The sequence below is a fragment of the Devosia sp. J2-20 genome (assembly GCF_055808475.1).
The window spans coordinates 145,262-159,780 of record NZ_CM147870.1 but is presented as its reverse complement, the minus strand read 5'-3'; the positions used below and the strand labels follow the sequence as shown (position 1 = coordinate 159,780).

Annotated in this window: 13 protein-coding genes and 1 pseudogene; 5 read left to right on the top strand and 9 right to left on the bottom strand. The window is 60.7% G+C overall.

All coding sequences use genetic code 11. The features are described 5' to 3' along the window. Positions 1-90 precede the first annotated feature (90 nt). The 4 genes from AC0L37_RS00795 to AC0L37_RS00780 all read right to left on the bottom strand — a co-directional run bounded on the left by AC0L37_RS00795 (position 91) and on the right by AC0L37_RS00780 (position 4,399). A complete protein-coding gene (locus AC0L37_RS00795; protein WP_212659783.1) occupies positions 91-1,140 on the bottom strand; it encodes a protein-glutamate methylesterase/protein-glutamine glutaminase in 1,050 nt (349 codons plus the stop codon). After that, positions 1,137-1,982 carry a CheR family methyltransferase gene (locus AC0L37_RS00790; protein WP_282222256.1) on the bottom strand — a complete coding sequence of 282 codons (846 nt, stop codon included), beginning with the start codon at positions 1,980-1,982 and terminating at the stop codon, positions 1,137-1,139. Before AC0L37_RS00790 ends, AC0L37_RS00795 begins: the two co-directional genes overlap by 4 nt. Before the next feature lie 44 nt (positions 1,983-2,026). Continuing rightward, entirely contained in the window at positions 2,027-3,544 is a 1,518-nt protein-coding gene (locus tag AC0L37_RS00785) for a methyl-accepting chemotaxis protein (RefSeq protein ID WP_282222257.1), read from the bottom strand. Between the two features lie 264 nt (positions 3,545-3,808). Beyond that, entirely contained in the window at positions 3,809-4,399 is a 591-nt protein-coding gene (locus AC0L37_RS00780; protein ID WP_212659786.1) for a chemotaxis protein CheD, read from the bottom strand. A 166-nt stretch (positions 4,400-4,565) separates the two neighbouring features. Between AC0L37_RS00780 and AC0L37_RS00775 the strand changes: the two genes are divergently transcribed. Then, a complete protein-coding gene (locus AC0L37_RS00775) occupies positions 4,566-4,919 on the top strand; it encodes a hypothetical protein (protein WP_212659787.1) in 354 nt (117 codons plus the stop codon). Positions 4,920-5,149: 230 nt separating this feature from the next. Here the strand turns inward: AC0L37_RS00775 and AC0L37_RS00770 are convergent, their stop codons facing one another. The 4 genes from AC0L37_RS00770 to AC0L37_RS00755 all read right to left on the bottom strand — a co-directional run bounded on the left by AC0L37_RS00770 (position 5,150) and on the right by AC0L37_RS00755 (position 8,805). Continuing rightward, positions 5,150-5,623, bottom strand: coding sequence for a chemotaxis protein CheW (locus AC0L37_RS00770; protein WP_269371583.1), 474 nt, complete (start codon positions 5,621-5,623; stop codon positions 5,150-5,152). 71 nt (positions 5,624-5,694) lie between these two features. After that, positions 5,695-8,118 (bottom strand): chemotaxis protein CheA, encoded by a 2,424-nt coding sequence (locus tag AC0L37_RS00765; protein WP_282222258.1) that lies wholly within the window; start codon positions 8,116-8,118, stop codon positions 5,695-5,697. 31 nt (positions 8,119-8,149) lie between these two features. Beyond that, positions 8,150-8,518 (bottom strand): response regulator, encoded by a 369-nt coding sequence (locus AC0L37_RS00760; protein ID WP_212659790.1) that lies wholly within the window; start codon positions 8,516-8,518, stop codon positions 8,150-8,152. Next, positions 8,515-8,805, bottom strand: a complete 291-nt coding sequence (locus tag AC0L37_RS00755; protein WP_282222259.1) for an STAS domain-containing protein — start codon at positions 8,803-8,805, stop codon at positions 8,515-8,517. The genes AC0L37_RS00760 and AC0L37_RS00755 overlap by 4 nt, the downstream gene beginning before the upstream one ends. A 242-nt stretch (positions 8,806-9,047) precedes the next feature. On the opposite strand from AC0L37_RS00755, the pseudogene AC0L37_RS00750 reads away from it, so the two are divergent. The 3 genes and pseudogenes from AC0L37_RS00750 (at position 9,048) to AC0L37_RS00740 (ending at position 11,747) form a co-directional block, all read left to right on the top strand. Continuing rightward, positions 9,048-10,365 (top strand): annotated as a pseudogene (locus AC0L37_RS00750) (NAD(P)H-dependent oxidoreductase). Positions 10,366-10,471: 106 nt separating this feature from the next. After that, a complete protein-coding gene (locus AC0L37_RS00745; protein ID WP_269371588.1) occupies positions 10,472-11,278 on the top strand; it encodes a siderophore-interacting protein in 807 nt (268 codons plus the stop codon). 112 nt (positions 11,279-11,390) lie between these two features. After that, entirely contained in the window at positions 11,391-11,747 is a 357-nt protein-coding gene (locus AC0L37_RS00740; RefSeq protein ID WP_282222954.1) for a DUF1304 domain-containing protein, read from the top strand. A gap of 118 nt (positions 11,748-11,865) precedes the next feature. Here the strand turns inward: AC0L37_RS00740 and AC0L37_RS00735 are convergent, their stop codons facing one another. Then, positions 11,866-13,269 carry a M20/M25/M40 family metallo-hydrolase gene (locus AC0L37_RS00735; protein WP_282222260.1) on the bottom strand — a complete coding sequence of 468 codons (1,404 nt, stop codon included), beginning with the start codon at positions 13,267-13,269 and terminating at the stop codon, positions 11,866-11,868. Between the two features lie 152 nt (positions 13,270-13,421). On the opposite strand from AC0L37_RS00735, the gene AC0L37_RS00730 reads away from it, so the two are divergent. Continuing rightward, positions 13,422-14,180 carry a FadR/GntR family transcriptional regulator gene (locus AC0L37_RS00730; protein WP_282222261.1) on the top strand — a complete coding sequence of 253 codons (759 nt, stop codon included), beginning with the start codon at positions 13,422-13,424 and terminating at the stop codon, positions 14,178-14,180. Positions 14,181-14,519 lie beyond the last annotated feature (339 nt).

The window sequence follows — 14,519 nt, the reverse complement described above, 5'->3', positions numbered from 1 at the left end:
GGAAATACCAACCCCGGGCTTGCATCAAACACTAGGCAAGAAGCGTTACAAATCTCTCAATCCGCATTGAGTGATTGTATACCCTGGCCCTTACGCTGCAGATTTGAGCCGTACCAAGGCGTTAGCCAGACGGCTCGCAATATCTTCGACCGGCGCCTGCTCGACGACGGCCCCTTCTTCGAACGCGACTCGCGGCATTCCGTACACCAGGGCCGAGCTTTTGGACTGGCCAACAGTGTAGGCGCCGGCATCGCGCATCAGCTTGAGCCCCCGCGCCCCATCGCGGCCCATACCGGTCAGGATGGCCCCGACGGCCATATTGCCCACGGTCTTGGCCACTGACTCAAACAGGATGTCGACACTGGGGCGATGGCCCGAGGTCAGTTCGTCCTGGGTCAGGCGACATTTGAGCTGGCCTGAGGAACGCTCCACCCGCAGGTGGAAATCGCCCTTGGCCACATAGGCATGGCCCGGCAGCAAAGGCATGCGGTCTTCGGCTTCAATCACCTTGATCGCGCATACTTCATCCAGGCGCGCCGCAAAGCGACCGGTAAAGCCTGGCGGCATGTGCTGGGCGATCACGATTGGCGGACAGTCAGCAGGCATTTGCGAGAGAACGGCACGGATGGCCTCAACGCCACCGGTCGATGCCCCAATGGCAATCAGCGCACCATTTGGCGCCGCGGCCGTTTTGACGGCCAGCTTGGGCGGCTCGGCCCGGCTGGCTGAACGACCACGAACATCGGATTTGGCGGCGGCGCGGATCTTTTCGCGCAGACCGACACCAAACGCCTCGATACCGCCAGCAAACTCGGCACTGGGCTTGGCCACAAAATCGACCGCGCCCAGTTCAAGCGCCAGCAGGGTCTCGCTGGCCCCCTTCTTGGTCAGGGTCGACACCATGATTACCGGTGTCGGACGCAACCGCATCAGCTTTTCGAGAAACTGCAGCCCGTTCATATTGGGCATTTCAATATCGAGCGTTACGACATCAGGATTGAGGTCCTTGATCTTCTGGCGCGCATCAATGGGATCGGTGGCGGTGTCCACCACCTCAATGTCCCCGTCACGCGACAGCATGCGCGTCAGGACTTCACGGATTAGCGCCGAATCGTCGACGACAAGGACCTTGATGCTCATGCCGCTTCCTGCTTGTTCAGTTTCAGTTTGGATTGGTAGATGGTCTTGCCAACCAGACGGAACCCATCACCACCCGAGCCCAGATTTTCCGAGTGGCCGATATAGAGATAGCCTTCGGGCGCCATCAGCTTGCTGAACCGGCCGAACACTTCGCCCTGCGTTGGCTTGTCGAAATAGATCGCCACATTGCGGCAGAACACGGCATCGAATGGCCCTTTCATCGGCCAAGGCCCGATCAGATTGAGCGGCTTGAACGACACCAGATTGCGCACCGCCGCGGGGATCACGATGGTCCCGTCTCCCGGCTTGCCAAACGGCGCGGCGCGTTCACGCGACAGACCGTTGAGTTCATTTTCGGGATAGATGCCTCGCGCGGCCTTCTCGATCACGGCCGTATCAATATCGGTGGCCAGTATCTTGAAGTCCCAGCGCTTGAGCTCGGGAAAGGCCCCCAGCAGATCCATACCGATCGTATAGGGCTCCTGCCCGGTCGAGCATCCGGCGGACCAGATACGCAGACGGCTGCCACGTGGCTTGGATGCCACCAGCGCCTCGATATGCTTGCGCAGATGATCGAAGTGATGGTCTTCGCGATAAAAGCGCGTCAGGTTCGTGGTCAGCGCATTGACGAATTCCTGGCCTTCCTGGGCCGTTCCCTTGCGCTCGAGAAAATCGATATAGGCGTCAAAACTGGGCAGACCCAGCGCGCGCACAATCTTGGACAAGCGTGAGATGACCAGCGTGCGCTTGGCATCACTCAGCGATATTCCCGCGACCTGATACACGCGGCCTTTGATCCGCGCGAATTCACGTTCGCTAAGGGAGATTTCCCCCTGTTCCATACAGACTACCCCAATTGCCCCAGACGCCCCTGCTGGACGCCTGTCTAAGCGCTCGCGCGTCGCTGCGGTCGGGTTTCGACTGTAGCGACGTCGCCGAACGACCCCATTCGCCCACTCAATCGGCTCATCGCCGTCTCGCCCAGGCTCAGGGTCGTTGTAATAGTGTCGGTTTCATTACTTAGATTGCGTAAATGGACCTCAAGATCGGCAATCATTTTCTGTAAGGTCTTGGATTCATTGACCCCATTTTCCGCCTGAACACGACCTCGACTGACCACGGCGCGGATATCCTTGGCCGAACGGTTGATCAGCTGGGCCAGTTGGCGCACTTCGTCGGCAACAACAGCGAACCCCGCGCCCTTCTCGCCAGCCCGCGCAGCCTCCACCGCAGCATTGAGCGCCAGCAGGTTCGTGCGGAAGGAAACGTCCTCGATCGCCTGCACCATCTTGTCGATTTCGCTGGTCATTCTGTCGACCTCGCTGACCACCAGATGGGTCTGCTGGGCAGATTGATCGGCGGCGCCCACCAGGTTCTGTGCATTGTGGCCAATCGTGCGCGCACGCTGCAGTTGCGCACCGCCCGATTTGAGCGCCGCATTGGCTTCCCGGGCATCGCTGAGATTATCGGCCGCCGCACCATTGATCGCGGCCATGCGCGTCTCAAACCGCTCGACCAGTTGCCCGATCTGCACCAGCCTCGCCTCGAGCCGCACCCGCGTCTGGCGTTCCTGCTCGAGCTGATCATCCATCGAACGGGCGAAGTCGTCGATCTGCTGCGCCAGGGCGCCCAAGGGCCCATCCAGCGCGTCAGGAAGTTCGCCACCCGCCCTGATCAGGCTTTCAAGCTGATGCAGCCCGCCATCAAGTTCGGCCAGCCCACCATTGAGCGCTGCCAGCGCCGGGTTGGCAGCCACGGCTTTGGCCTCGAATCGAAAGCCGGTCTGGCCGCTGCCCAGCGCCCCAACAAAGGCATCAAGATCATCGTCCTGCACAAAAGTGCCCGCGGGAATAAACTCAAGTAAAAATCGTTTCGCTGCATAGGGATGGCGCCGCACCTCGAAACGCTGATCGGCCAGCAGCACCAGGCTTTGCTCGGGCGCGCCACCACCCGCACTGAGATAGCCCTCGCCAAACAGGGCATCGAGTGACGCCCCCTCGACGGCTTCGCGAACAAGCCGCGTAATGCCCAGACTGGCCACCACTATCTGCCCGCCTTCATCAACCACCACCAGAGGCTGGTGAATGGCCGAAACTGCCAGCTTGAACTGATGTGCCCGCTCCAGACGCGTGCCCAGGCGAGTAACGATCTCGCCCATGGACAGCACCTCGCCCGCGCGTTCTGCCAGACCTGCCGCGCGGGTAATGGCGGCCAGCGTATTGGCTGCAGCCATGTCGGCACGGATCGCAACCGCCAGACTTGCCACCACAGCAATCAGCAACAGCACCGCAACAAAGCTGATCTGCTGCCAGCCAGGCTCGAATGCGCCAGCGAAGCCAAGCCCCAGCGCGCCGGCACCAAGCCAGATCGCGGCGAATATCAGGACTAGACGCAGGCTGGGCATGACATGCCTGAAACAGGGGTTGGCAGGGCGCGTGGCAACATGAACAACCATACGCGCGCAATGGTTAACCAAATCTATCGGCCGGCACCTGCTTGAAAGGCTTTGCTAACGCAGATTGTCAGAAGCTGAACACTTGGCTCATTCTGATACAGCACGTACCGGACACAACAACGGGCCAGCGACAATTGCCGCTGACCCGTTTAGTGCCATAACTTGAAAAACGAAGGGCGCGCGGTCTGCCTCGGAGGGCAACCAGCGCGACAATCAGAACAATTCGATATCGTCCACCGGTGCCGGAATGACCACACGACGCTTGGCCAGTGCGATTTCCTCGCGCGCCACATTGGCACCGGAATCGCTATCCAGGCGTTTGACGAAGGCGCGACCCGAATGTGGCTTGAACAATACGCGACGCGCGTAGGTGCCGCCCAGATCCTTGCTGGCCGCCGTATAACCTTCTGCTGCCAGAAACTCATGCACGAACTCGATATTCTTGAGCCCGACATCGTCGAGCGCCGCATTGATTTTGCCGCCCCCAAACACCTTGATTTCCAGGTTTCCCTTGCGGCCGCTGCCCTGGCTGAGCACCTTGTTGATCAATTGCTCCATGGCGAACGCACCATAGCGCGCCGATGCGCCGTAGCGATCCTTGGCGGCTCCGGACTGTTCGGCGAGCAGGAAGTGGTTCATCCCACCCACATTGGCGACAACATCGCGCACGCAGGCAGAGATGCACGAACCCAACACCGTGGAGAACGTCAGGTCCGTTGCGTTGGAAACATGACAGTCGCCCTGATGGACGGTCGTGACCACGCCGCGATCAAATTCGGGCGGTAATGAATTCGCCAGTGCCATCTATCGCGCTCGTACCCCAGTGGTCCTTATTGTTCGGATCGTAGCGGTAAACTCGTTAGCCAATCGCTAACCACAAAGACCAAGGATGAAATAAGAACGGTCCTTTGCAAGAACTGCTTTAGGAATCCCGCGTTAGTCTGCGACCTCAGGGCTAGGGAAAGATTGTATGTCACTGCATAAACTCGCCAAAGAACTCGACGAGACCGCGCGCCAATCGGCTTCGATGCTGGAAGGCATCACCGAGGCTCTCGAGATTCTTGCTGATGGCAAACTCAACAAGGACCCCTCGGTGCGCGATGCCGTTGCGGTCATCATTACAGCATTGCAGGGTCAGGATCGCATCGAGCAAAGGTGCCACAACATGGCGCTGGCGACGCGGCAATTTGCGCTGCTGCCAGCATCGGCCCCCGAGAGTGTCTATAACGAAATCTGGTCAACCCTGACGCTTGACGAACTTCGCGTCCCCTCGCTTTCGGGCATCGCGGCACACCAGAACCACGGCGACGCCGAGCTGTTCTGATCTGTCTGCCAGCCGCGCTGGCACCGCCCACCGCCTATCCGGAATGGCTGATCTGGTTTTTGATTTGCCGCCGCGATACGTACCAGGGCCCACCTTCTCAACATTCCCAGACTGATCCACCGCACCCGGCCGCTGCCGCGTCGCGGTAAACGCGTTTTGGGTCCGCATTGGCCAGACGCGAAAAAGGGCGCTCGCGGCGCCCTTCAACACAATAACGAATATCGGGCGGACTAGCCGTCCAGCTTGGCGCCGCTGACCACTGCGTGCAGATCGATCAGACCCACCATGCGGCTGTCATGGGTGACAATGCCGTTGAGCAGTTCGGTATCAACCGAATTACCTTCGGGGACATTGTGGATGTCATCGCGCGACACGGTCAGGATGTCACTGACGGCGTCGACCAGAATGCCAACCCATTTGTCGCCAACACTCATCACCACCACAACGTGGTTCTTGGTGGGCGATGTCGGGCCGTCGCCGAAGCGGGCGCGCAGGTCAAAGATCGGTACGATGGTGCCGCGCAGATTGATCACACCACGAACGAACTCACGGGTGTTGGGGAGCGGCGTAGCGCCATTCCAGGCGCGGATTTCGCGCACTGTGGTGATTTCCACCCCATAAGTCTGTTCGCCGATCGAGAAAGCGATCAACTGCAGGGAATTGTGAGCGGCGACGGCGGCCTTGTCGCCGATTTCGTCGCGCATACCAAGCGCTTCCATAGTCTCTAGCCTTTCTGTCGCCTGTTCTGGACGACCTACACTTTTACAATCAGCCCTTAGGCTGCATTCTTATGCACTATCGTGGACTTTAGGCCCTGAACGTCAACAATCAGTGCAACATTGCCGTCACCCAGGATTGTGCCGCCGGCGACGCCTTCCACGCTCTGGAAGTTCTCTTCCAGAGATTTGATAACGACCTGCTGCTGACCAATGATGTCATCGACCACCAAAGCAACCTTGTGGCTGCCTTCAGCTTCGCACAGGACCACAAAGCGGTTCTCTTCGGGTGTATCGGATACCAGCTCGAAGCGCTCGACCAGATCGATGACCTGAACGTATTCGCCCCGAACCTGCAGCACCTGACCACCGCTGGGCACGCGCTCAAAGCTGGCACGCGAGCACTGAATGGTTTCCACGATCGAGGACAGCGGCACCACATAGGGGCTGCCACCCACCCGCACCAGCATGACATCGAGCACAGCCAGCGTCAGCGGCAGGCGCAGTGTCATCCGCGTACCCTTGCCAGTCCAGCTGCGCACATGCACCGAACCACCGATCTTCTTGATATTGCTCAGCACCACGTCCATGCCGACGCCACGGCCGGACAGATCGCTGACTTCGCTGGCAGTGGAGAAGCCCGGGGCAAAGATCAACTGGTCGATCTGCTCCTCGGATGGATTGGAATCCGGCGCCACAATGCCCTTGTCGCGTGCGACCTGCAGGACGCGCTCACGATTAATCCCACCACCATCGTCCTCGACGATGATCAGAATATTGCCGCCAGCCTGCTCTGCCGACAAACGGATGGTGCCGATCTCGCTCTTGCCGTTGGCCGCGCGCTTTTCCGGGCTCTCAATGCCGTGGTCGGCCGAGTTGCGGATCATATGGGTCAGCGGATCGCTTAGTTGCTCGATCACCGTCTTGTCGATTTCGGTGTTCTCACCGATCGTCTCGAGCTTGATCTTCTTTTCGGTCTTGGTGGCCAGCTCACGCACCAGGCGCGGCATGCGCGAGAACACCGATTTGACCGGCTGCGCGCGGATCGCCATGACCGAGTCCTGCAGACCACGCGTGGTCTGGGCCAGCACTTCGAGCCCGCGCACCAGTTCGGTGTAGCGCACGCGCAAATTCTCATCCATCTGCTGGGTCAGCATGGACTGGGTGATCACCAGTTCACCGACCATGTTGACCACACGGTCAACCTTGTCCAGATCAACGCGGATTGACTGCACGCCAACGCTGCGGCCGCTGCTTTCCTCGCCTTCGGCCGAGGCCGGGGCAGCAGGTGCAACGGGCTTTGGTGGCGGCGGCGCCTTGGCGACCGGTGTCGGCGCAATCGAGGCCGCCAGTTCGGCAAAGCTGAGAGCCGGTGGCTCCTCAAAACTGTCCTGAGCGGTCGCGGCCAGTGTAGGCTCTGGCGTTTCCTCCTGATCGAAATCAAGCAGGCCGGCGACTTCGTCATCGGCAAGCGCAAGCAGATCATCAGCATCATTGGCCGGTTCGGCCGCTGATGCCGGCGCTTCCGCGGCTGGCGAACTGGCCTCTTCATCTTCGACATCCAGCATGACGCTGGCACCAAGCTGCGCCACCGAGATATCGCAATCGCCCTCGACGAACTCGAAGACCTCGCGGATCATGGCTTCGTTCAGCGTCGATGAAACCAGCGTGATTTCCCAGCTGCAATAAACGGCAAACGGTTCGAAATCGGAAAGCGGTGGCACGTCGCCAAGAACGGCGCGCACGTGAAATTCGCCCAGCACAGCCAGTTCGCGGAACAGCAGCAGCGGATCATTGGCCCGTGCATAAAGCGCGCGATGCGGGGTGAACTTGATTTCCCAATGGCCCGATTCAATCTGCATCGGCGACGCATCAAAGGCGTCATCGGGCGCCACTTCGTCTGCAACGCCAGCAGCTGGTTCGGCTGCAATCGGCGTCTCGTCGAGCGCACTGGTCAGGTCGCTATCGAGCGCCATGGCCGTTTCGTCCGCCGAGTCTTCAGCGGCGTCATCGCCACCAAGATTGACCATCACGGGGGTAAAATCGAGGTCGAATTCCTCGACCATCTCGCCGCCGAGATCTTCATCTTCGCCCTTGTCGCCACGCGCCAGGGCATCAAAACGGTTCTTTTCTTCCATGCCGTAGTCAGCCGCCAGGGCTTCCCCGGTCTGAGCCGCATTGACATGGTCAGCGATGATGTCATTGGCGCGGATGCACAGCACCACCACATCATCGGTCAACTCAACCCGGCCATCGCGCACATAATCGAGCAGGGTTTCATAGGCATGGGCAAAGCCCACCAGCGCCGAGAAGCCGAATGCCCCGGCACCGCCCTTGATCGAGTGGATGGCACGGAACACCGCATTGAGCCGGTCCGCATCGCGTTCGCCCGCCTCGATCGCAGCAAATTGCTCTTCCAGCTCGTTGAGGAGCTCGGAGCATTCGTCGAAATAGGTGGCTTTGAAGTCGTCGAGATCGCTCATGCGGGAAAGTCCAACCGTTCTGGGCTTGCTGTTAGTGCACCACGCGGTGAATGACGGAGATCAGCTTTTCAGGATCGAATGGTTTGACGATCCAGCCGGTCCCTCCGGCTGCCTTGCCCTGATCACGCTTGTCCTGCGACGTTTCCGTCGTCAGGATCAGGATCGGCAAGCTCTGGTGATTACCGGTTGCCCGGACATTCTTGATGAACTCGATGCCATCCATCACCGGCATGTTGATGTCGGTGATCACCACATCAACGGTTTCAGTCTTGAGTACATCAAGACCCTGCTGGCCATCTTCAGCCTGCAGGACCTCAAATCCCGCATTGCTCAAGGTATGGTGCAGCATGGCGAGGATAGTCCTCGAATCGTCCACGGTTAGAACCCGCAAAGTCGTCATCCTCTCATCATTTCCGAAAACTGAGCGCCAAGGCCCAGACGCTCAATTGCGCAGGTCATGGCCGCGCTCGGCTGTTCAATAGCGAACTCGAAATGGTTTCTCCGGGCCGTCTCAGCCGCGCTGATCAGCATGAACAGCGCGTTTGTGCTGACACGCTCAACCGCGCTCGCTGCGATCGTCACCGGGCCCGTTTCGATGGCGTCAAGGAGCCCGTCCCTGATGCCGTCAAGCGAATCAAGGTCGATGACCGCTGGCAATGCGATGGTGTTATCGGCCTTAGTGCTCATGTCTTACGTGTGCCCCGGGAGGTTTCTCCAAGCCTCAGTTTCCACTCGAACGGTTTAAGAAGTGCTAAAATTGCCCAGCCGGGGTGCGCTCAACCCGCGCAATATGGTCATTTTGACAATAAAGTTCCGCTGCGGGAGATTTCATTCTCCTCTGGCGCGCTGACTTCTCAACCTGCTGTTTCACTTGCCTTGATCCTCGGCTGAGGGGTAACGCAGGGGCACGAGACGAGAACGGACCCACCATGACCAATCCAATCGCCCTCACTGGCCTGGCGCGCGAACTTGCCCAGCGCGCCGACTCCGGCAAGCCGATTCTGCGTGGGGGTTATCGGGTCCGGCGAAATGGGGACCGACCTGGTCACCCAGATGTCGCTGATGCAGGGCATCGAGATGGCGGCCATTGCCACCCGCCGCCCGCACACCGCGCTGGATGCCATGACCATTGCCTATGGCGAGGATTCAAAAGGCCGCGTGGCGGACTCGCCCAGCCAGGCCACTGCCGCCATCGAAGCGGGCAAGATCGCCATCACCTCAGCCGAAACTCTGGTCACCACGCCCAACATTGATGTTGTCATCGACGCCACTGGCAAGCCCGGCGTGGCTGCCGATTACGATTTGCTGGCCATGGAACACGGCAAGCATCTGGTGATGATGAATGTCGAAGCCGATGTCACCATCGGCCCCTATCTCAAGGCACAGGCCGATCGGCTTGGTGTTGTCTATTCGGTCGGCGCGGGTGATGAACCCAGCTCCTGCATGGAACTGATTGAATTTGTTAGCGCTTTGGGTCTGCCCATCGTCGCCGCCGGCAAGGGCAAGAACAACCCGCTCAAGCATGATGCGGTACCCGATGACTATCGCGCCGAGGCGACGCGCCGGAACATGAACCCGCGCATGCTGGTCGAGTTTGTCGATGGCTCCAAGACCATGGTCGAGATGGCCGCCATCGCCAATGCCACCGGGCTGGTGCCCGACGTACCGGGCATGCACGGCCCCAGAACAGACCGCGACGACATGGCCAAGGTGTTGATTCCAAAGGCAGATGGCGGAATTCTCAACAAGAGCGGCGTGGTCGATTTTACCGTTGGCAAGGGCGTCGCGCCGGGCGTGTTCGTGATCGTCAAGGCGGAGCACCCGCGGATCATCGAGCGGATGGATGATCTCCATATCGGGCACGGGCCATACTATGCCTTCTTCCGGCCCTATCATCTGACCAGCCTGGAAGTGCCGCTGACCTGCGCCCGCATCATGCTGCATGGCAAGCCCGACATGGTGCCGCTGCCCAGCCCGGTTGCCGAGGTCTGCGCGGTCGCCAAGCGCGACCTCAAGGCAGGCGAAACCTTTGATGCCATTGGGGAAACCTGCTATCGCAGCTACACCATGACCATCACCGACAGCCGCGCTGCCAGGGCCGTTCCGGTCGGTTTGCTCGAGGGTGGCAAGGTCACTGCGGCGGTCAAAAAGGGCGAATTGCTGACCCAGTTCAACAGCCAGCCGGACACCTCCACGCGGCTGTTTGCGCTGCGTCGGGCGCAGGATGCCATGCTCGGATTGATGTAGCATCAGGGCCGAACTGGTGCACACACTGTGCGCATCGAGCGGCACATGCCTTGATTTTCCGTTCCGCCACCGCTAAATCCTGACTAAATTAATCAGGATACAAGCCATGGATGTGACCTCTGATCCGCGCGCACCCCAGCGCGTTCGCCACGAAACCCGTATGCGCCTGCTCGAAGTGACCGGCGTGACCGACATCACCCCCACAATGCGCCGCATCAGTTTCAAGGGTGACATGACCGGCTTTGCCGCGCCCGGCCATGCCGACCACATCAAGGCGTTCTTCTTTCCCGAGGGCGTTGAACCCAAGATCGTGCCGATCGGCCCGCGCGGTGCCGAATTCGCCGAGGGCGAGCGCCCCGAAATGCGCGACTATACCCCCCGCCAATATGATGTCGATGCCGGCACGCTCGATATTGATTTCGTGCTGCATGGCGATGGCCCTGCCTCGAGCTGGGCCGCGCAGGTCAGTCTGGGCGACAAGCTGGTGATCGGTGGCCCGCGCGGTTCGCTGATCGTGCCGACCGCGTTTGACTGGTATCTGCTGGCGGGCGATGAAACCGCCATCCCCGCGCTGGCCCGTCGCATTGCCGAGCTGCCCCAGGACGCCAGGGTGATCGCGGTGATCGAGGTGGACAATCCGGACGAACACCAGCCCTTCCCCGGCGCTGCCGATGTCAGCCTGAGCTATGTCTATCGCAATGGCGCCCCGGCGGGCAGCACCAGCCTGATCCTGGACCGCATCAAGGCCACCAGCTTCCCCGATGGGGTCGCCTATGCCTATGTCGCGGGCGAGGCCTCCATGAGCAAGGCGGTCCGTGCGCACCTGACCGACGACCGTGGCTTTGACCCTGAATATGTCAAGGCCGCGGGCTACTGGCTGCTGGGTACTGCCGACGCGCAGGAAGACCATTAGGCTCACGCGCTTGCTCTGAGCCGTGCTGGCGTGAGATGAGGGAGGCCAATCCCCTCTGGACGCCGCTCGGCTCGATCGGCGTCACGCCCCATAAAAGGCCTGTCCCATGAGCTTGATCGCCACGCTTCTCGTCGCCCTGATTGCGCTGCTGCACATCTACATTCTCGTGCTCGAGATGTTTTTGTGGACCACGCCGCGCGCCGCCAAGGCGTTCAACCTCAAGCCGGACTTTGCCGCCCAGACCAAGACCCTGGCGGCCAATCAGGGGCTCTATAACGGCTTTCTGGCTGTCGGGCTGATCTGGGGACTGGTCTATCCGCTGCCCGGCTTTGCCTGGCAGATCCAGATGTTCTTTCTGGCCTGCGTGGCCATTGCCGGCATTTTTGGCGCCGTCACGGTGGGCCGGAAAATCCTGTTCATCCAGACTGTCCCGGCCGTCATCGCCATGCTGGCACTGATGTTCGCCTGAGCCATTGCGCCCAGACCAGGGTTTCACCCCTGCCGACCTCCCCCATTACGGGGGAGGTGGTTTTGGTGGCCGTGGACATGTCACGCCGCCCTCGCTTGAGACGAGACGAGCAGACAGCCTACCCCGCCAGTGCGGCCAGCACGCGGACCCAGGAGCGGATGCCGCGGTGATAGCTGGCCAGATCGTATTTCTCATTGGGGCTGTGGATCGCATCGTCGATCTGGGCAAAGCCGATCAGCAGCGTATCGAGCCCCAGAATGCGCTTGAAATCCCCGGCCACCGGGATTGAGCCACCCGAGCCGGTGATCACCGCAGGCTTGCCCCATTCACTGCTGAGCCCGTTCAGCGCCTGCTGCAAATGCGTGCCATCGCTGGGCACGGTGATGGCGGGCGCGCCGCCATGGCTGGTGAACCTGACCGAACAGTCGGCCGGGACCATCGCCTGTACGTGGCTGCGGAAGGCGGCGCGGATCTTGTCGGGGTCCATGCCCGACACCAGCCGGAACGAAATCTTGGCGCTGGCCTTGGCCGGAATGACCGTCTTGAAACCATCGCCGGTATAGCCGCCGATCATGCCGTTGATTTCGCAGGTCGGACGCGCCCACAGCATTTCGAGCACGCTGCGGTTCGCTTCGCCAGCCGGGATCGACAGCCCCGCTTCGCCCATATAGGCGGCCTCGTCAAAACCCAGCGACGCCCATTGCGCCTTGATCTCGGGGCTGACCTCGGCGACGTCGTCGTAAAACCCTTCCAGCGTCACGCTGCCATCGGGGGCGCGCAGGCTGGCGATGATCTCGGCCAGCAACTGGTTGGGATTGCGTGCGGCATTGCCGAACATGCCCGAATGCAGATCCTTGTTGGCGCAGGTGATCTCGATCTCTTCGCCAACCATGCCGCGCAGCATGGTGGTGATCGAGGGGGTCTGGCGGTCCCACATATCGGTGTCGCAGACCAAAGCGATATCGGCGGCGCTCAGCGCATCCTTATGGGCTTCCATGAAGGGCGGCAGGTTCTTGCCGCCGCTTTCTTCCTCGCCTTCGAGCATCAGCGAAATCCTGACCGGCAGCGTGCCTGTCACCGCCTGCCAGGCGCGGCAGGCTTCGATAAAGGTCATCATCTGGCCTTTGTCATCGGAGGCGCCGCGCGCCACGATGATCTTGCGGCCCTGCGCATCGGTTTTCAGCACCGGCTCGAACGGATCGCTGTCCCACAGATGGAGCGGGTCGACCGGCTGCACATCGTAATGGGCGTAAAACAGTACATGGGCACCATCCTGCTCGGGGCCCTTGGCCCAGACCACCGAATGCCCCTCGGTGGCGTGCGCGGCCGCATCAAAACCAATGGTCTTGAGCTCGCCGACAATCCAGTCGGCAGCCTGCTGGCACTCGGCCTTGAAGGCGGGATCGGTCGAGATCGACTTGATGCGCAGCAGCGCATAGAGCCGCTCAAGGCTGGCATTGAGCCCGGCATCGACATGGGCCAGAACGGCGTCGATCTGATCGGGTGTGACATGGTCGGTCATGGGGGTGACTCTTTTTGCCGCTACCCTTGGCCAAGCAGCGCGACGCTGTCCAGCGCTTGCATGCATCGAGCCGCGGGCAGGCGGCAATTCATATTGTAACACTAATGGCACCATGCTTAGGTCAACCGCCCCATCGGGCTGAGGATACCGGCATGACCATGCGCACCGCGCGACCACGCACATCGGGTGATTTGATTGCCTCGATCGCCGGCCGCGTGCCCATGCGCAATCTGCATTCCCAAGTGCTCTGGCAGCTTGGCGTGGCCATTGTCGGCGGCGATTTTCCCGAGGGCAGCATTCTGCCATCCGATGCCGAATTGCTGCAGCGCTTTTCCGTCTCGCGCACCGTGCTGCGCGAAGCGCTCAAGACGCTGGCCGCCAAGGGCATGATTGAGGCCCGCGCCCGCATCGGCACCCGCGTGCTGCCGCGCGCCCGTTGGAACCTGTTCGATTCCGATGTGCTGGCCTGGCATTTCGAGACCGGGCCGGACGAAGCCTTTTTGCGCAGCCTGGCCGAAATCCGCATCGGGGTGGAGCTGGAATCGGCTGCGCTGGCCGCGCTGCGCCGCACCGACGAGCAGGCTCAGGCACTGATCGACTGCGCCCGGGCCATGGGCGAAACCACCACGCCCGAAGACTTTGCCCGCACGGACCTCGAATTCCACCGCACCGTCGCCCAGGCCTCGGCCAACCCCTTCATGGCCTCGATCAGCACGCTGGTCGAACTGGCGCTGACCGCCGCCTTCACCATCAGCTCGCCCATCAAGGACCCCACGGCCATGGCCTCTACCGTCAAGGCCCATACCCGCATCGCCCAAGCCATTCAGGCCGGCGACCCCGAAGAAGCGCGCGTGGCAATGAAGGCGGTGATTTCAGAGGGGTTGGATCGGCAGATGAAGGCGCGGGGGTAGGGGGCTGTCCAGACTAAACCACGGGGATATTGCGAGCAACGATCAGCAGTCCGGACAAGAACAGGATCAGCGCAGCTACGGTTGTTAAGATAGTTACTATCTGAAGAATATTTGTTGCTTTGAAAAGTCGAGACGAAGCGACAGACTGGCGCATAAACGGAGCCTCCCAGTGTCGAGTTTTTCGATAGTGGGCCTCTACTGCAATTCTGTTGGCGAGATAGCCCAGCCCTGTCGCAACCACGGAAAGGAATGCCCCCACGCAAAGACACTAAGGGACCCAAGAATTTGCACCACTAATCGTGCTTGGCCTTCGCCGAGAGCATCAGCCGTCAGCGTGTT